A 17,337-nucleotide genomic window follows, 5' to 3' on the forward strand; every position below is an offset into this window, starting at 1 on the left:
GCCGTCTCGCGTCAGCCGAGCACGTGCATTCCCGCGTCGATGTAGTGAACGCCGCCGGTCATCGCGCGTGCGGCATCGCTGGCGAGAAAGGTGCACAGCGCGCCGACGTCGTCGATGTCGAACGGCCGGCGCAATGGCGCACGCCGTGCGGTGTCGTCGAGCAGGTGATCGAAGTTCGGCAACCCGGAGGCCGCCCGCGTGGGCAACGCACCGGGCGACACCGCATGCACGCGGATGCCTGCCGGCCCCAATTCGACGGCCAGATAGCGAACGGTAGCCTCCAGCGCCGCCTTGACCGGCCCCATCACGCCGTATTCGGCGATGACCTGGTCGGCGCCGATATAGGTCATCGCCAGCAGGCTGCCGCCGGACGTCATCAACGGCTCGGCAAGTTTCGCCATCCTGATGAACGAGTGGCAGGAGGTATCCATCGCGAGTGCGAACCCTTCCGGCGAACTGTCGACGACCCGCCCGTGCAGGTCGGCCCTCGGTGCATAGGCGACGGCATGCAGCAGAAAATCGAGGCGGCCCCACTGCTCGCCGATCGTGTCGAACACGTCGCGCATCTGGTCGGTCCGGCCCACATCGAGCGGCATCGCGATCGCCGGCCTCAGTTGCTCCAGCAGCGGCTCGACGTACGGCAACGCGCGCTCGGATTGCCAGGTCACGGCCAGCTCGGCCCCCGCTGCGTGAAAGGCGCGCGCACATCCCCAGGCGATGCTCTGCTCGTTCGCCAAGCCGACGACGATGCCCCTTTTGCCTTCGAGCGGCCGCATGCCGTTGCCGGGCGGGCGCGACTCGCGCACGTCGTTATTCGTCATCGCGAAACCTCGGATCGTATTTTTTCATCGAACGAAACTGCGAAAGGGCCGAATTGCCTTTGTGCCGCGAATCATTGTATTGAGGGTTTCAAACCACCAGATCATTCACGCGATATATCTTTGATTTTTATCAAAATCGCTTTCAAATCAGATAATTACGATGGAATGTTTCGATCCGGAAGGATCGATTTCATCGATATGTCATTCAATCGTGTGCGATTCATCGGGCCGGCATTTCAGGCCGCCCCGTCCCCGACACGGTAGCGACCCTTCGTGTAATCGCATGTAATTGATTCAGCGATGTGGCGGGCCTAATGTTTGTCCCAGGCAGAAGCCCATCATTAAACCTTGCCAATCAAGCACCGACGATTTTTCGTCGAATATATGCCGATACATCGAGGGTCGTGTGCAAGGATGATTTCCACGTGAGGCTGCTGTCGGGAAAGAAACGTTCATTTATCGACTGATCCAATTACCGCTCAGAGGAAAAAATGGCAAAAATTTATTACTCGGCCGACAACAGCTGGCTCATCGGCGTCACCGATCGCGTCAAAGGCAACCGGTTGGTGCTCCTTCCCACCAGTGCGGACAACCTGTATACCGAGTGGGACTTCCAACCGGATGGCGGAATCACGCTGCACAGCGACCCCACGCTCGCCATCGACTGCGGAACGGTATCCGCCGAGCAATACCTTACCCTGAACACCTACAAGAAAAACAACGCGTCGGCCTCTCAGCAATGGCAATTCGATCCGCAATCGGACGACGCGCAATCGGGCTACATCGAAAACGTGAGCAATTCGCAACTGGTCTTCGACCTCCAATGGAGAAACGTGACGAAGGGCACGTACATCTGGACCTTCACGGCCAACGCGTCGGATGCGGAGATCTGGAGCCCGGTTCCGGTCCCGCAGGATTCGTTCAGGAAGTGACCTGACCCAGGCTTCGATGGTGCGCCGATTGACTTGTTCGGCGCACCATCGTCACAGCCTGTCGGCACGACACATCGAATCGCAGGCAGCTCCGCTTACGCGCGCCGCAACGGCCGGAACCCGGCGCGCACTTCGCGCGCAAACAGTTCCGGCTCCTCCCATGCCGCGAAATGCCCGCCCTTGTCGACTTCGTTGAAGTAGATCAGGTTGTGATAACTGCGCTCGGCCCAGCTGCGCGGCGCCTGGTAGATCTCGCCCGGAAACACCGTGATCGCGGCCGGCAGCGAGATATCCACCGCGTTGAAGTTGTTCGAGTGATCCTCCCAGTAGATCTGCGCGGCGGACGTCGCGGTGTTCGTCAGCCAGTACAACGAAATGTCGTCGAGAATCTCGTCGCGAGGAATCGAGCGTTCGGGCACGCCGCCGCTGTACGTCCACTGCGAGATCTTGTCGACCATCCACGCCGCCTGCCCCGCAGGCGAATCGGCGAGCGCATAGCCGACCGTCTGTGGCCGCGTGACCATCATCGCCGAGTAGCCGCAGTTGTCGCGATAGAACGTCGCGAGCTTCTCGTACGCGGCCTTCTCCTTCGGCGACAGCGAAGCCGGCGCGGGCGCATCGGTCGCGAGCAGCGTCGCGATATCCGGCGGCACCGTCGCCGGCATGTTCACGTGAATCCCGGCCAGGCCCTGCACGCGCTGCATCGCCATCCGGTGCGAGATCACCGACCCGCAATCGCCGCCCTGCGACACGAAGCGCGTATAGCCCAGCCGCGCCATCAGCTCGCCCCATGCGCGCGCGATGTGGTCGGAACCCCAGCCGGTCTGCGTCGGCCGGTCCGAGAAGCCGAAGCCCGGCAACGACGGCACGACGACGTGAAACGCATCGTCCGCGCTCGCGCCGTGCGCGGTCGGATCGGTCAGCGGGCCGATCGCCTTCAGCAACTCGAAGATCGAGCCCGGCCAGCCGTGCGTCATGATCATCGGCATCGCGTTCTCGTGCCGCGAGCGCACGTGAATGAAATGAATGTCGAGCCCGTCGATTTCCGTGATGAACATCGGAAAGCCGTTCAGGCGCGCCTCGCCCTTGCGCCAGTCGTAGTCGGTGCCCCAGTAACGCAGCAATGCCTGCATGCGGGCGAGCCGCACGCCTTGCGATTCGTCGGCAACGGTCTCGCGACCCGGCCAGCGCGTCGCGGCAATGCGGCGGCGCAGGTCGGCCACGGCGTCATCGGGAATGTGCGCGGTGAACGGGCGTATGCCGGTCGCGCCGGTCGCCGCATGCAGCGCGGTGGGCAGCATCGCCGAGACCCCGGCGGCCACGGAGGTGGCCAGCAGGTGGCGACGCATCGGGGAAAACGGTGTGGACGACATCGTTCGGCATCTCCTTTCGTGAAGTGGAAAGTGAACATGCCGCGCGCGGGAAGAGCGCCTTCGCTTTCAATCCGGCGCGCCCGCGTCACGCGGCGTCGCCCATTTGAAAGGTCTGATGTATCAGGTATTTGTCTGATTTGTACGCGTTCGTAGCGGCTGCGCGGCGAGCGGCCGGGCTTCTACGGCCGCTCGCCCGCGCGCCGCTCAGAGCGCCTTCACGATCGCGCCGTCGACGCGAATGTTCTGTCCGGTGATATAGCCTGCGCCGTCCGACAGCAGGAACGCGACCGTCTTCGCGATCTCGCCGGTCTTGCCGAAGCGGCCCGCCGGAATGCGCGCGACGATCTCCGGCGTTTCCGGCCAGCTGTCGATGAAGCCCGGCAGCACCGCATTCATCCGGATGTTCTCGGCCGCGTAGCGTTCCGCGTAAAGCCGCGTCCACGCGCTCAGCGCCGCGCGCAGCGCCGACGAAACCGGCATCGGCTGCTCGGGCGCATCCGCCGCGAAACTCGAGATGTTGACCACCGCGCCGCCGCCCTGCTTCTGGAAGATCGGCGTCACGCGGCGCATCACGCGCACCACGTTCAGCAGGATCAGGTCGAGCCCCGCATGCCAGTTGTCGTCGGTGATCGCCAGCAGCTCGCCCTTCGGCGGGTGCCCGGTGTTGTTCACGACCGCATCGATGCGGCCGTAGCGCGCGACCGTTTCCTGCACGAGCCGGTCGATGTCGGCTTCTTCCGTCACCGAGCCCTGGATGCCGAACCCGCCCAGTTCCTCGCCGAGCGCCACCGCGCTGCCCGACGGCGACATCAGCGCGACGCGATAGCCCGTCGCCGCCAGCTCACGCGCGATCGCCGCGCCCATGCCCTTGCCTGCCGCCGTGATCAACGCTACTTTTTCTACAGTCACGATATGCTCCTCGTTCGAATCCTGCCGCCGCGCTGCCGCCGTTCGGCGCGCCATGGTGGTAATGTAGGCGCATCCATCACGACTGTCGAACCAGTAATTCTGCCTCCAGCCGATAGTTTTCCTACAGCCTGACGATGCCGCCTCGCCCTTCCCGCCTGCCGCCGCTGAACGCGCTTCGCGCATTCGAAGTGTCCGCGCGGCACCTCAATTTCCGCGCCGCCGCCGACGAGATCGGCGTCACGCAGGGCGCCGTCGCGCAGCAGGTGCGCCATCTCGAGGACGTGCTCGGCCTGAAGCTGTTCGAACGCCTGCCGCGCGGCCTCGCGCTGACGCACGACGGCGCCGCGTATTTCTCCGACGTGCAGCGCGCGCTGCACGCGATCGCCGATGCGACCGACAAGCTCGTGAAGCGGCGCGCCGCGCTGACGATCAGCACGACGCCGTCGTTCGCGTCGAAATGGCTGATTCCGCGGCTCGCGCAGTTCACCGAAGCGCATCCCGACTACGACGTGCGCGTGATCGCCGATTCGCAAATGGCGACGTTCCGCCACGACGGCGTCGATCTCGCGATCCGCTACGGCAAGCCGCCGTTCGGCAAGCATCTCGCCACGCATGCGCTGTTCCCGCTCGACGTGTGCGCGGTCTGCAGCCCCGCGCTGCTGGCCGCGCCCGCGTCGCCGCGCGCGCTCGCGGGCCACGTGCTGCTGCACGACGCGCACGACCTGTGGCCCGAGTTCCTCGCCGCGATGCCGGAACCCGTCGACCTCGATCCGCACAAGGGGCTGCGCTTCAACCAGACGTCGCTCGCGATCGATGCGGCCGTCGCCGGCCAGGGCATCGCGCTCGCCACCGATCCGCTGGTCGAGCGCGACATCGCCGCGGGCCGGCTGTGCAAGCCGTTCGATTTCGCGTTTCCGCTGTCGGTGGGGTTCTATCTCGTGTATCCGGCCGAGCGGCGCGACGACGATGCGATCGTCGTGATGCGCGAGTGGATGGCCGCGCAGGTGGTGTCGGACAGGCGCCCTTGAGCGGGCGTCGGCCGCGTCAGGGCGCGACCCAGCGGCCGTCGTAGCCGCGTTCGTGCAGGTCGAATACCGCGCGACGATGGCCGGTGCGCGCGAGTTCGAGCCAGTCGATACGCGTCACGGTCACGTGGAGCAGGCAGAAATTGTCGTAGCCGTCATCGGTTGATGCGGCACCCTGGCTCGCCGGGACATGCGCGGCTTCCGGCGACGCGACCGGCGTACCCGGCGGCAACGGTGCGCGATACAGCAGCAGCGTATGCGGACGGCTCGCTTGCCAGATCGCGCGCCGCTGCGCTTCGTCGTCGCAGATCGATGCCGCACCTTCCACGCGAATCTGCACGAGCGCATCGAGATCGCTGGCGACGAGCGCGATGCGCGGATCGCGGCGCAGCTCCGCGACCTTCTCCGAACGCGCATCGGTATGAAACGACAGCACGCGATCGGCGCGGCTCACCTGACGCAACACGATCGTGCGCACCTTCGGCGCGCCGTCGACGCCGAGCGTCGCGGCCTGCAGCATCGTGAACGGCGAGCGTTGCGCGCTCACGCCGGATTCGAGGCAGGACCACAGGCGCTCGTAGGTTTGCGCGAGCGATTCGGAAGTGGAGTCAGGCATGACGAAGCGGCGATCGTGCAGGTTGCGATCGCGCCAGCTTAACCGTTTGCAGCGGCGACGGCACGCGTGTGGCGCGCCGGCCGTCGCCGGGCGGCTCAGTTGTAGCCGAGTACGACCGGTGCCGCGTCGCCGAGGTCGGCCGCCGGCTCCGCGCCGAAGCGGCCGAGCACGTCGGCCACATACTGCGGCCCCGCGCTGATCTGCGACGACCGGTGTGCAACCGGCCGGTCATCGCCCGCGCCCGGCGCGATGCTCATCGATACGGTGTCGTTGACGGTGATGTTCACGTTGATGTCTCCTCACGCGGCGAGCGCCGCACCATATGCACGCACGAGACGCGCCACGCCTTCCCGGATCGCATCGACGTCCGGCGCGGCGAACGACAGGCGCAGCGAGGCCGCGTCGACGTTGTCCGCGAAGAACGCCTTGCCCGGCACGAACACGACCTTGTTCGTGATCGCCTGTTGCAGCAGCACGTCCGACGACACCGCGCCGATCCGCGCCCACACGAACATCCCGCCTTCGGGACGATGGAATTCGATCGCATCGCCGAGGCCGTCGCGCAACGCGTCGCACATCGCGTCGCATTTGCGCTGGTACGCGGCCGTGATGCGCGGCAGATGGCGTTCGAGCGCACCGTCGGCCAGATACTCGGCGGCCGCCGCCTGGGTCCACGGCGTGCTGCACAGGTCGACCGTCTGCTTCGCGATCACGCAGCGCCGCGCGATCTCGGCCGGCGCGATCGTCCAGCCCACGCGCAGCCCGGGCGCGACGATCTTCGACAGGCTCGCGAAATGCACGATCCAGTCGCGCGCGCCGTCCACTTCATCGGCGAGTGCCAGCATCGACGGCACGGCTTCGCCCGCGAAACGCAGGTCGCCGTACGGATCGTCCTCGATGATCAGGAAACGGTATTGCACCGCAAGGCGCAGCAGCTTCAGCCGGCGCTCGCGCGTGAGGGTCGCGCCCGTCGGGTTCGCGAAGGTCGGGACCGTGTAGAGCAGCTTCGGCTGCGCGATCGCGCCGGACGCGAGCTGTTCGCCGAGACGATCGACATCGAGGCCCGCGCCGTCGACCGGAATCGTCACGATGCGCGCCTGCTGCAGACGCATCGCCTGCAGCGTCGCCGGGTAAGCCGGCTGCTCGGTCAGCACGACGTCGCCGGGCGACACCATCACGCGCAGCAGCAGGTCGAGGCCCTGCTGCGAACCGGTCGTGACGAGCAGTTCGGCCGCCGTGCACGTCACGCCGCGCCGCCCCATCAGCGCGATCAATTGCTGCTTCAGTTCGGCGAGCCCGTCGGTCGGGCCGTATTGCAGGCAGCGCACGGGCTGCGCATACGCGCGCTCGGCGGCCGCGTTCAGGCCGTCGACGTCGAACAGGTCGCTGGCCGGATAGCCGCCCGCGAAGGAAATCATGCCCGGTTCGGACAGGTACTTGAACAGTTCGCGGATCGGCGAGCCGGCGGGATTCTGGAATGAGGGAGTGAACGCGTACATGTCGTCGTGAGCTGGATGGCGGGGACGGCCGGGATAGCCGCCCGATGCCGGCCACCACGGCGCTTCTGGCACCACGGCGGCGAAATCGAGCCACGATTGTCGATAGTCATTAAGGCCGCGGCAAACGATATCTATGCACTAGGTCTTGCGGTTTGGTCATCACATGGGGGAGGCGGCGCGCCCGCCGATGGGGACGGTGATGCGTGGTTTGGCGCGCACGCCGTCGCGCGGCATTCAATCCGGGCGATTGTTTCGACAACGTGCCGCCTGCGGTACTTGCAGCCGTTCGCCGGGTTTGCCGACGACGAACGCTTGGTCCGTACCCGCGCCGGCCGCATCACGCACTGCGTATCGATACGTGAACGCGCGGGGCGACCACAGCCGCCCCGCCAACATCAATCAATCGGCCACATTCCGGTTGGCCTCGATCACCGTCAACGCGGCCATGTTCACGATCCGCCGCACGGTCGCGCTAGACGTCAGAATGTTCACCGGCGCGTTGACGCCCAGGAGGAACGGCCCCACCGCCACATTGCTGCCCGCTTCGGTCTTCAGCAGGTTGTACGCGATGTTACCGGCGTCGACGTTCGGACAAACCAGCAGGTTGGCAGCGCCCTTCAGCGGCGACATCGGCAGCAACTTCGCCCGCAACCCCTCATCCAGCGCGCAGTCGCCATGCATCTCGCCGTCTGCCTCGATGTCCGGCGCCTGCTCGCGGACGATCTCCAGCGCCCGGCGCATCTTCACGCCCGACGCCGCGCTCCCCGACCCGAAGTTCGACCGCGACAGCAACGCCGCTTTCGGCGTCAGGTTCAGCCATTCCATCTGGCGCGCCGCGGCGATCGTGAATTCCGCGATCTGCTCCGCGTCGGGATTGTCGTTGACGTGCGTATCCACCAGCGCGACCGTCCGCTGGTCGAGCAACAGGATGTTCATCGCCGCATAGGTCGACGCCCCCGGCTTCTTCCCGATCACCTCGTCGACGAACCGCAGGTGGTTGTGATACTCGCCCACCGTCCCGCAGATCATCCCGTCCGCATCGCCGAGCCGCACCATCATCGCGCCGATCAGCGTCAGGCGGCGCCGCATCTCGACCCGTGCCATCTCCTTCGAGATGCCGTCCCGGCAGCGCAGCTCCCAGTACTTCGTCCAGTACTGCGGGAAACGCTCGTCATATTCCGGATTGGTTACTTCGACATCCTGACCGAGCCGGATCCGCAGGCCGAATCGCTCGATGCGCGCCAGCAGCACCTCGGGACGCCCGACCAGGATCGGCCGCGCCAGCTTCTCGTCGACGATCACCTGCACCGCGCGCAGCACGCGCTCGTCCTCGCCTTCGGTAAAGACGATCCGCGCCTTGCCGCCGTCGCGCACCAGCCGGCGCGCCGTCGCGAACAGCGGCTTCATGAATGCACCGGAGTGGTAGACGAATTGCTGCAGTTGCTCGACGTACGCGTCGAGATCGGTCAGCGGGCGCTTCGCCACGCCGCCGTCCATCGCCGCCTTGGCCACGGCCGGCGCGATACGGACGATCAGGCGCGGGTCGAACGGCTTCGGAATCAGGTATTGCGCGCCGAACGCCACGTCGTACGCGCCGTAGGCCGCCGCGACGACTTCGTTCTGCTCTTCCTCGGCCAGCCCCGCGATCGCGTGAACCGCGGCGATCTCCATTTCGCGGGTGATCGTCGTCGCGCCGACGTCGAGCGCGCCGCGGAAGATGTACGGGAAGCAGAGGACGTTGTTGACCTGGTTCGGGTAATCCGAGCGGCCCGTCGCGATCACGACGTCGTCGCGCGTCGCATGCGCCAGTTCCGGGAAGATTTCCGGCGTGGGGTTGGCCAGCGCGAGGATCAGCGGGCGCGGCGCCATCGCCTTCAGCATATCGGCGGTCAGGATGCCGCCGACCGACAGGCCCAGGAACACGTCCGCGCCGCCGATCACGTCGGCCAGCTTGCGCGCATCGGTTTCCTGCGCGAAGCGCGACTTCGCCGGGTCCATCAGCGTGGTGCGGCCGCGATAGACGACGCCCTCGATGTCGGTCACCCACACGTTTTCAACGGGCAGCCCGAGGTCGACCAGCAGGTCGAGGCAGGCCAGCGCGGCGGCGCCGGCTCCCGACGTCACGACCTTCACTTCCTTGATGGACTTCCCAACCACCTTCAGCCCGTTGATGAACGCGGCGGAGACGGTGATGGCGGTGCCGTGCTGGTCGTCGTGGAAGACGGGGATCTTCATGCGGTCGCGCAGCTTCTGCTCGACCGTGAAGCACTCGGGCGCCTTGATGTCCTCGAGGTTGATGCCGCCGAAGGTCGGCTCGAGGCCGGCGATGATGTCGACCAGCTTGTCCGGATCGGTTTCGTTGATCTCGATGTCGAAAACGTCGATCCCCGCGAACTTCTTGAACAGCACCGCCTTGCCTTCCATGACCGGCTTCGACGCGAGCGGGCCGATGTTGCCCAGGCCGAGCACGGCCGTGCCGTTCGTGATCACGCCCACCAGGTTGCCGCGGCTCGTGAACCGGTGCGCCTGCAGCGGATCGGCGGCGATGGCCTCGCACACGCCCGCCACGCCCGGCGTGTACGCCAGCGCGAGATCGCGCTGGGTCACGAGCGGCTTGCTGGCGACGACCGAGATCTTTCCCGGGGTCGGAAATTCGTGATAGTCGAACGCTGCCTGCTGCTGTGTCTCAGTCTGTTTCATGTTTTTCGATCCGGGCACGGGCGCCAGGCCAGTCCCGGCGCGATCCACGAAGGTGATTCTAGGGATCCGCCATAAGGTGTTGATTCTGTTTTAATATCGGTCCATCACTTTTTCATGATGGATACGTGACCAGTCAATGAATTTTGACGCAAACGACGTGGTCAGGCGGCTGGGCGCCCGCTTGAAGATGCGGCACCTGGTGCTGTTGCTGCAGATCCAGCAGCACGGGTCGCTGACGCGCGTCGCGGAGCACATGGCCAGCAGCCAGCCCGCCGTGACCAATGCGCTGTCCGAGCTGGAGAGCATGTTCGGCACGCCGCTGTTCGAGCGCTCGTCGCGCGGCATGCGGCCCACCGCGCTCGGCGCGGTCGTGCTCGAGCGGGCGAAGGCGATGATCAAGGATCTCGACCACCTCGCCCGCGAGATGGAGGCCGTCGCCGCCGGGCATGCGGCCCACCTGCACATCGGCGTGATTCCGTTCATTTCCGGCCAGATGCTGTCGGCGGCGCTCAAGCGGCTGCAGGCGCGCATGGAGCGGCGCCTGACCGTGACGATTCACGAAGGCACCAGCGATCAACTGCTGCTGCAGCTCAGGGATCACAGCGTCGACATCGTGATCGGGCGGGCGTCGTCGGCGATCGACCTGGGCCAGGTCTCCTTCGAAGTGCTGTACCAGCAGCAGCCGCGCATGATCGCGAACCGGCGGCTGGCCGCGAAACTGGCTCGCACCGCGCTCGACTGGCACAAGCTGCACGCGCTCGACTGGATTCTCGGCGCGCCGCATACGCCGATGCGGGAACAGGTCACCGACCTGTTCCTGTCGGCCGGCATCGCGCCGCCCGTTCCGATCGTCGAGAGTTATTCATCCAAGCTGATCGGCGAGATGATCGCGTCGAGTGACGAGGCCGTGTCGATCGTGCCCGCCGATATCGCGGAGGAACTGGTGCGGATCGCCGGGGTGGCGATCGTGCCTTACTCGCTGGTGTGGACGCTTCCGCCCATCGCGCTGTTTACCCGCGCCGCCGAGTCGCGTTCGCCGGCGCGGGATCTGCTCGTCGACGCGCTGCGCGAGGTGTGCAGGGAGACTTACGGGGACGCGCAGCGGTAGCGGTTCACGCACCGCCTGCATTGAACGACTCGCGGGGTCCGCCGAAAACGCTCATGCGTGTCGACGGGCACCGGGCACACCTGTCGCAGGCTACTTGCTCGCGGCGAGGCGCCGCATGATTTCCGCACGCTCGGTGGCCAGCACATGGTCCGAGCCCTCGCCGCGGTCATAGCGCCGGGTCGTCCGGTAGGAAAACCGCTTCCTGTACAGGCTGGTGGCGGGATCGAACACCCACGCGTCGACATCGAAAAAGTGCTTGCCGAAATGATCCTCGTTGTCGGCCCACACGAAGTCCGCCCGAACGAACACCGGATAGGGCGACACGTCCGGCACCTTCCACATCGCGCGGTCGGCCAGCTCGGTCTGGGTGACTTCCGGCATCAGGTTCTCGATCTTGCCGTTCGCGCCATAACGCAGGATCGCCACGCGCTCCAGCATCCCGCTGCCGCCGCCCGAGAACATCCCCGAGAAGAATACCCACGAGCCGCCCGACGCAAGCGGCAATCGTTCGGACCTCGGCGTCAGCCCGAACTGGTAAAGCTCCTTCGGCGAATTGGGAAGCGGCGCGGGCGGCATCTCGAAGCACGGCGCACGGTCGGGAAGCACGCAGAGTTTCACGCCGGACAGCGGGAGGCCGTCGGTGTCCGTCCGGCCCTGCGCCTGGGTGAAACGGGGGAATGCGAGTTCGCCGGAAGCGGCTTGAACGCCGGTGACGCCAACGACGGAAAGACCCAGGATCACCCCAAGCGTTTTACGGAACCCGCGCATGCACCCGCCCTCTTCTCTCATGTTTTGATAGGTGCGAATTGTCGATGATCCGGCCGCTTCTGTCGAATGAACGGTTGCAGCCGGCGATACGCGGATAGGACGCCCATCGGGGCGGTTCACGAGATAGCGCGGGGTTCTTCGGTGCGTGAGATGGACGCTCCATTGATCGCCGCGTTCCACACGCTTGTGCAGCTCACCCCTGCGCCTGATGACACACCACCTCGATATTGTGTCCATCCGGCCCGATGACGAACGCCGCGTAGTAATTCGCGTGATAGTGCGGCCGCAGCCCCGGCGCGCCATGGTCCTTCCCGCCGGCCGCCAGCGCCGCGCGATAGAACGCGTCGACTTGCTGCCGGTTGTCGGCCACGAACGCGATGTGAAGGTGCGCCGGTTTCTCCGAGGTCTGGAACAGGCACAACGACGGCTTGCCCGGCGGAGAGATCTCGATGCCGTACGACGGCTCGCCCTCGCCCTGCACCACGACGCCAAGCGGCTCGAGTGCGCTCAGGTAAAACGCCTTGCTGGCTGCAAAGTCGGTCACGCCGAATTTGACATGGTCAAACATGACTCCCCCTCGGATAGATGGGTCTGCCGGCACCCGGATGGAATGTGGAAATCACCGCGATGTTGCCACAGGTGGCCGTCGCCGGCACACCCGCTCGCGATCGAAAAAAATGCCCGACACAGTCGGGCCAACAAGCGGGAGACAAGGTCCTTGCAAACGCAGTCGTCGTCAGACCCGGCAGCGTCGGTCTTCATGCAAGCCGCGGAGACGACCAACGCTGCAACGGGCCCGATCAACGCGTGCCGCGCAAATGCAGCGTGAACCATTCCACTGCCGCCTGGCTGGTTGCTTCGAAGTGCTCGATATACGGCGTGAAATGTCCACCCCTGATCATGAGCAGTCGCTTCGGCTCCAGCGCACTTCCCCACGCGTTGAGGCAAAGGTCGGTGGGCGTCAGCAGATCCTGGTCGGCCACGATCATCAGCAACGGGGTGGGCGAAATGCGATCGACATACTGGCCCGGCTCGTTCTCGCGCGACAGCTCGGCGCTGCGCAGCGTCACTTCGTTTTTCCAGTTCGGGGCGAACCGCGCTGCCGACTCGGTGAAGAACCGGTATGCATCCGCACCGGCCATCGCACAGGCGGTCGCGGGATCGGCGCTGACAGCCGGCAACATCGCCGGCGCGCCGCCCGCGAATCGCTGCCTGCGATCTTCATCGAAGCGAGCCAGCGCCGCCGGCACCAGATCGGAACGCGTACGGCGCAACGCCGACTGATACCCGCTGATCGTCGGCACCTGCGACACCACGCATTTGACACGCCGGTCGATCGCCGCCACTTCGAGCACGTGGCCGCCGCTGTAACTGGTGCCCCAGATACCGATGCGCTCGGCGTCGACATCCGGGCGGGTGAGCAGATAGCTGATCGCATCGCGATAGCCGCGCTTCTGTTGCACGGGGTCGATCTCCTGCCGCGGGTAGCCGTCGCTCGTGCCGAAATTCCGGTGATCATAGAGCAGCACGCCAAAGCCGCCGCCGGCGAACACCTCGGCATAGCGGTCCAGATACTGTTCCTTTACGCCGGAGAAGCCGTGCGCCATCACGATGGCCGGATACGTCGCGGTATCGGCGAGGCGCTGCGCCGGCTCGTAGTACCAGCCTCGCAGCGTGGCACCTTCGGACTGGAATTCGATGTCGTGTCGCGTCATGTCGGCTTACCTCGTTCGGTGAGTGATTCGATGACCGACACGATAAGCGTGTGCACCACGCCCTGCGTTTGCTGGAAAGACGTTTGCTACGCGGAATCGGACAGTTTCGCGTAAGCGCTCGGCGTCATGCCGGCAAACCGGCGAAACACGGTCGAGAAGGCGCTCGTGGTTTCGTAGCCGAGTTCGGCTGCGACGGCGATCACGGAGCGGCCCGATGCCAGCAGCGGGCGCGCGGCCGAAATCCGGGCCTGCTGGCGCCACTGGCTGAACGACAAGCCGGTTTCGGCGGTAAACAGCCGGGCAAGGGTCCGGCTCGATGCACCGACTTCATCGGCCCATTCCGTCAGCGTTCGCTGGTCGGCCGGATTCGCCAGGATCGCGTCGCAGACTCGCGCAAGGCGCCGGTCCTGGCCGGACGGCAGCCGCAACGGTTGCTCGGGGGACCATTCGATCTCGGCGAGCATGAGCTGGATGACGAGATCGTCGCGGCCGTCGGGAGGGATCTCGACCGGGAAAGACGACGCGCGCACGATCAATTCACGCAGCAGCGGCGACACGTTGACCAGGCTCGGCTGATCCGGGGTTGCCGATCGGTACGCTTGCGGGTCGACGTAGGCGGTACGCATTTCGAGCTGCCCGTGGGCGCGCATCGCGTGCGGCAGGTCGGGCGGAATCCAGAGTGCCCGATGCGGCGGGATCATCCAGAGCGACTGGCACGCGACGACTTCGGCGATGCCGGTCGTCGTGTAGACGAGTTGTGCGCGGGAGTGCCGGTGCTCTGCGACGACGAAGCCGTCGGGGAAGGCTTTCGGCATGACCGCGGCGATGCCGGGTGCATGCTGGTAATCGCGCGGGTCGGTGCTCTTCGTGACCGGTGCGATCCCGGCCCGCTTCGGGGCTGCCGCCGCGTTTTGCCCGATCGCTTTACCGTGGCCGCGCCCTTCGACCTTCATCGCTCGTCCTCTCGTTTGTGCGGAATCGCCCGGTCGTGCAACCCGGCGAATCGGACAGATGATACGGGAATGTCGGCCCCCGGGAATCCGGGATTGAAGCTGCGAATCGGTGATGCGATCGCGCTGCCGATTCGTTGCAGCGCGGACTCGATATGTCGCGCTGAACTCCCGGTTTCTCTCGTTTCAACAGCATGCTGCGCAATATTGGAAGTTCGATTCCGTGCTGCTATCGTGGTGCACCTTTTGAAGACTTCGGAGCGGGAGATACATGCCCTTGATCTTGCGTCGAGCGATTTCAGATGATGCCGCGGAGGTAGCCGAAGTCTATCTACGGTCGCGCAACACGCTGGCATCGTATGCGCCGCTTGCGCATTCGGAAGCCGCCGTCCGCGATTGGGTTGCCACCATGCTTGTGCCGTCGGGCAACGTCACCGTTGCCGTGAACGATAACCGTATCGTCGGCATGGCCGCGCACGTTGTCACGGACGGCGTGGCATGGCTTGACCAGTTGTATGTGCACCCCGAATTCAAGCGACAAGGGATTGGTTCTGCGCTCCTCGAATCGGTGAAGTCGCAGACGGTTGGCAAGCTCCAGCTCTACACGTTCCAGATGAATCGCGATGCTGCTGCGTTTTACGAGCGGCACGGGTTCGTTGCGATTGCATACAGCGACGGAAGCAGGAACGAGGAAGGGTGTCCTGACGTCTTGTACTGCCTGACCCGGTAGCGCACGAAACGCCTGTATCCCCTGCGCAGACAAGCGCTCGCCCAAGGGTCCACCGGCATTGCCCTTGGAGCATACTCATCAATGTAGCGGCCGACACCCCGCCGTCATCATGGCCGGCGGATGCTCAGCTTGATCGCCCGTCGTTGGCGACGCGGGCAAGCCACGCCGAAAAGCTCCCGGCGATGCGCTCGCGCCGCGCCTCATCGTGCCAGACCCGAATCACTTGCCCCGGGAAACCGTCTTCCGCGGGATCGAGGTCGATACACAGATGATTGCCGCTGCCGTCATGCGTGAACGGAATCCACTTCAGGTTGTACCAGTCGTCTCTGATGCCCGGATCCGGCTCCGATTCCATACCGTCAAAATCGCCTCCATCGACGAGACCTTTCCAGATACGCCATTGCGCGAGGATCTCGTGCGCGCTCAGCAGCGCATCACTTCCGGAAAATTCATTCCCCGAATCGGCCTGGCCGTCGTGAATGCGCAGGCTGTCGACGAATGCGTCAGGCAGTTGCGTTCCCAGCGCAGTCTGCAAGGCTGCGATCTCGTCGTCGGACGCCGGCCCGTTGAGGCCACCCGGCAGACGTGACGCATCGGCGGCGAACGCGGCTTCGAGCCGTTGCCATGTTTCGCGAAGATCGATGCCGCGTGCGTGGTCGATAGCGCGGGTCGTCGCGCAGGCGTCGACCACCGGCGCCGGTGAGGCTGCCTCGACGGATGTTTCCGCCACGGGGCGCGGCGGTTCACTGGCGAGGTCGCGGTCGAGACGCAGGAACAGCACGGACGAACCGGCTGCCATGGGAAACTCCGCAGCGGGGATCGCGACGAGCACATCGGCACGAACGACGCCGCCGATCAGCCCGTCGCGTTCGGACGGCAACAGGCGGACGACCAGGTTTCCGTCGACGCCGCGATGCAGATTGCCCCATCGCATCGCATTCAGTTGACCATCGCGCTCGACGCCGTGGTCGACGATGCCGGACTCCCAATGAGGCCCCGGTGTTGCCGCGTGCTCGAGCGAATCGAGCACACGCGGCATGATCGCGTGCATCAGCATCGCCACGGCACCCGTGTGGCCCGACAGGTTGATCAGCGTGGCCTGATCGTAGCTGGTCAGGACCGTCATCCCGCTTTGCGTACCGTCCGGGCGCGTGAACGGCAGCATGGTTTTCTTCGGCGGCGAGCGATTGTCGCTGCGTCCGAAGTTGAAGCGATCGGCTGGCGTTTGCTTGATGTCGACAGTCGTTTCGTCGTAGGCGTACACCAACGGCATATTCAGCCCCAGATTCCGAAAGGGCGGCACGGCAGGCAGTCCGGCACCGACGATCAGGTCGTAACGCTGCGCGAACTCGGCCAGTTTCTTCTTGAACGCGTATTCGTTCTGCTGCACCTCAAGCGGCGGCCGTGCCATGTCCGGCGGCTCGAGGTACTCGACCGAACCCACCTCGTATCCCCAGCGCTGCAGTACCGCCCGGATGTACGGTCCGCTCGTGTCGGGCCGCTGCCAGCGCTCGCGAACGGTGCGGGGTGCGCACTGCTCATACCCGACGATCACCACGCCGATGCGAGGCCGTTTCGTCACCTCGATGTCGCGTACGCCTGCGGCCGTCAGCGCGATCTGCCGTTCGGCGGTTATCCGGCTGCCCCTGGGCAAGAGCAGGCTGCCTTGCCGAAATTCGCTGCCCGGTGCGATCACATGCTGGCCGGCGGATAGCGGCGCATGCAGCAGCAGAAACGATCGAGCGCCACGGTACGAAACCTCGAGGTCGCTTTTCGGGACGACGGCGTCGGCATTTTCCGGCAGCGGGAAATACGGTGGGACATCGACCGCACACTGCGCGCCGATTGCGCGAGCCGCCGGACTGCCGGCCGGCGAGGCAAGCGCGCGCCGGCTGAACTGGAATTCGAGCTCGACCGGTGCACCCTGCGCGGCATGCGCGGTATCGGATGCGCGCATCGCATAGCCTTCGACCGCAGCAAGCGGAACGGGCGGAACATTCTCGGGGGCGAAAACGTCCGCCGCCGTCACGCGCGTCAGCGCATCCTCGACCGGAATCGTCTCGGATTGCATCGCGCCCGGCACGGACCGTCGACAGAGTTCGTAGGGCTGGTTGAGCCAGAAGGGGAAGTTCTCGTGATTGCTCATGGTGCCTGGAGTGGTCATGCCGTGGTTCGAAGGATGCCTGCGAAC

General features: G+C 65.4%; 16 protein-coding genes. 4 read left to right on the forward strand and 12 right to left on the reverse strand.

All coding sequences use genetic code 11. The annotated features are described in order from the left end of the window. Positions 1-11: 11 nt before the first annotated feature. Positions 12-776, reverse strand: a complete 765-nt coding sequence (fabI, locus tag G3N96_RS14970; protein ID WP_206137687.1) for an enoyl-ACP reductase FabI — start codon at positions 774-776, stop codon at positions 12-14. Between the two features lie 536 nt (positions 777-1,312). On the opposite strand from fabI, the gene G3N96_RS14975 reads away from it, so the two are divergent. Then, complete coding sequence (locus G3N96_RS14975; RefSeq protein ID WP_206137661.1) at positions 1,313-1,753, forward strand: hypothetical protein; 441 nt, start codon at positions 1,313-1,315, stop codon at positions 1,751-1,753. A gap of 95 nt (positions 1,754-1,848) precedes the next feature. On the opposite strand, the gene G3N96_RS14980 is transcribed toward G3N96_RS14975, so the two are convergent. Both G3N96_RS14980 and G3N96_RS14985 read right to left on the reverse strand, forming a co-directional pair. Further along, on the reverse strand, positions 1,849-3,126 hold the full coding sequence (locus G3N96_RS14980; protein ID WP_206137662.1) for an epoxide hydrolase: 1,278 nt from the start codon (positions 3,124-3,126) through the stop codon (positions 1,849-1,851). A 204-nt stretch (positions 3,127-3,330) separates the two neighbouring features. Next, entirely contained in the window at positions 3,331-4,035 is a 705-nt protein-coding gene (locus G3N96_RS14985; RefSeq protein ID WP_039354670.1) for an SDR family oxidoreductase, read from the reverse strand. Between the two features lie 134 nt (positions 4,036-4,169). Between G3N96_RS14985 and gcvA the strand changes: the two genes are divergently transcribed. Continuing rightward, positions 4,170-5,063 (forward strand): transcriptional regulator GcvA, encoded by an 894-nt coding sequence (gene gcvA / locus G3N96_RS14990; RefSeq protein ID WP_124581669.1) that lies wholly within the window; start codon positions 4,170-4,172, stop codon positions 5,061-5,063. A 16-nt stretch (positions 5,064-5,079) separates the two neighbouring features. Here the strand turns inward: gcvA and G3N96_RS14995 are convergent, their stop codons facing one another. The 4 genes from G3N96_RS14995 to G3N96_RS15010 all read right to left on the reverse strand — a co-directional run bounded on the left by G3N96_RS14995 (position 5,080) and on the right by G3N96_RS15010 (position 9,875). Next, positions 5,080-5,676, reverse strand: coding sequence for a pyridoxamine 5'-phosphate oxidase family protein (locus G3N96_RS14995; RefSeq protein ID WP_206137663.1), 597 nt, complete (start codon positions 5,674-5,676; stop codon positions 5,080-5,082). 95 nt (positions 5,677-5,771) lie between these two features. Then, on the reverse strand, positions 5,772-5,963 hold the full coding sequence (locus G3N96_RS15000) for a hypothetical protein (protein ID WP_206137664.1): 192 nt from the start codon (positions 5,961-5,963) through the stop codon (positions 5,772-5,774). Positions 5,964-5,975: 12 nt separating this feature from the next. Beyond that, the gene (locus G3N96_RS15005; protein WP_206137665.1) at positions 5,976-7,175 is read right to left on the reverse strand and encodes a PLP-dependent aminotransferase family protein; all 1,200 of its coding nucleotides are present in this window, start codon (positions 7,173-7,175) and stop codon (positions 5,976-5,978) included. A gap of 399 nt (positions 7,176-7,574) precedes the next feature. Further along, positions 7,575-9,875, reverse strand: a complete 2,301-nt coding sequence (locus G3N96_RS15010; protein ID WP_089457583.1) for an NADP-dependent malic enzyme — start codon at positions 9,873-9,875, stop codon at positions 7,575-7,577. Positions 9,876-10,011: 136 nt separating this feature from the next. On the opposite strand from G3N96_RS15010, the gene G3N96_RS15015 reads away from it, so the two are divergent. Beyond that, positions 10,012-10,983 carry a LysR substrate-binding domain-containing protein gene (locus tag G3N96_RS15015; RefSeq protein WP_206137666.1) on the forward strand — a complete coding sequence of 324 codons (972 nt, stop codon included), beginning with the start codon at positions 10,012-10,014 and terminating at the stop codon, positions 10,981-10,983. A gap of 90 nt (positions 10,984-11,073) precedes the next feature. Here the strand turns inward: G3N96_RS15015 and G3N96_RS15020 are convergent, their stop codons facing one another. The 4 genes from G3N96_RS15020 to G3N96_RS15035 form a co-directional block, all read right to left on the reverse strand. Then, on the reverse strand, positions 11,074-11,751 hold the full coding sequence (locus tag G3N96_RS15020) for a hypothetical protein (RefSeq protein WP_206137688.1): 678 nt from the start codon (positions 11,749-11,751) through the stop codon (positions 11,074-11,076). 193 nt (positions 11,752-11,944) lie between these two features. Continuing rightward, positions 11,945-12,319 (reverse strand): VOC family protein, encoded by a 375-nt coding sequence (locus tag G3N96_RS15025; RefSeq protein WP_206137667.1) that lies wholly within the window; start codon positions 12,317-12,319, stop codon positions 11,945-11,947. A 232-nt stretch (positions 12,320-12,551) separates the two neighbouring features. Continuing rightward, on the reverse strand, positions 12,552-13,466 hold the full coding sequence (locus G3N96_RS15030) for an alpha/beta hydrolase (RefSeq protein ID WP_206137668.1): 915 nt from the start codon (positions 13,464-13,466) through the stop codon (positions 12,552-12,554). An 86-nt stretch (positions 13,467-13,552) separates the two neighbouring features. After that, complete coding sequence (locus G3N96_RS15035; RefSeq protein WP_206137669.1) at positions 13,553-14,419, reverse strand: helix-turn-helix transcriptional regulator; 867 nt, start codon at positions 14,417-14,419, stop codon at positions 13,553-13,555. A 268-nt stretch (positions 14,420-14,687) separates the two neighbouring features. Between G3N96_RS15035 and G3N96_RS15040 the strand changes: the two genes are divergently transcribed. Beyond that, positions 14,688-15,146, forward strand: coding sequence for a GNAT family N-acetyltransferase (locus tag G3N96_RS15040; RefSeq protein WP_206137670.1), 459 nt, complete (start codon positions 14,688-14,690; stop codon positions 15,144-15,146). A gap of 124 nt (positions 15,147-15,270) precedes the next feature. On the opposite strand, the gene G3N96_RS15045 is transcribed toward G3N96_RS15040, so the two are convergent. Beyond that, positions 15,271-17,310 (reverse strand): SMI1/KNR4 family protein, encoded by a 2,040-nt coding sequence (locus tag G3N96_RS15045; protein ID WP_241022648.1) that lies wholly within the window; start codon positions 17,308-17,310, stop codon positions 15,271-15,273. Between the last annotated feature and the right edge of the window lie 27 nt (positions 17,311-17,337).

The sequence above is a fragment of the Burkholderia sp. Se-20373 genome, assembly GCF_017104705.1.
GTDB lineage: Bacteria > Pseudomonadota > Gammaproteobacteria > Burkholderiales > Burkholderiaceae > Burkholderia.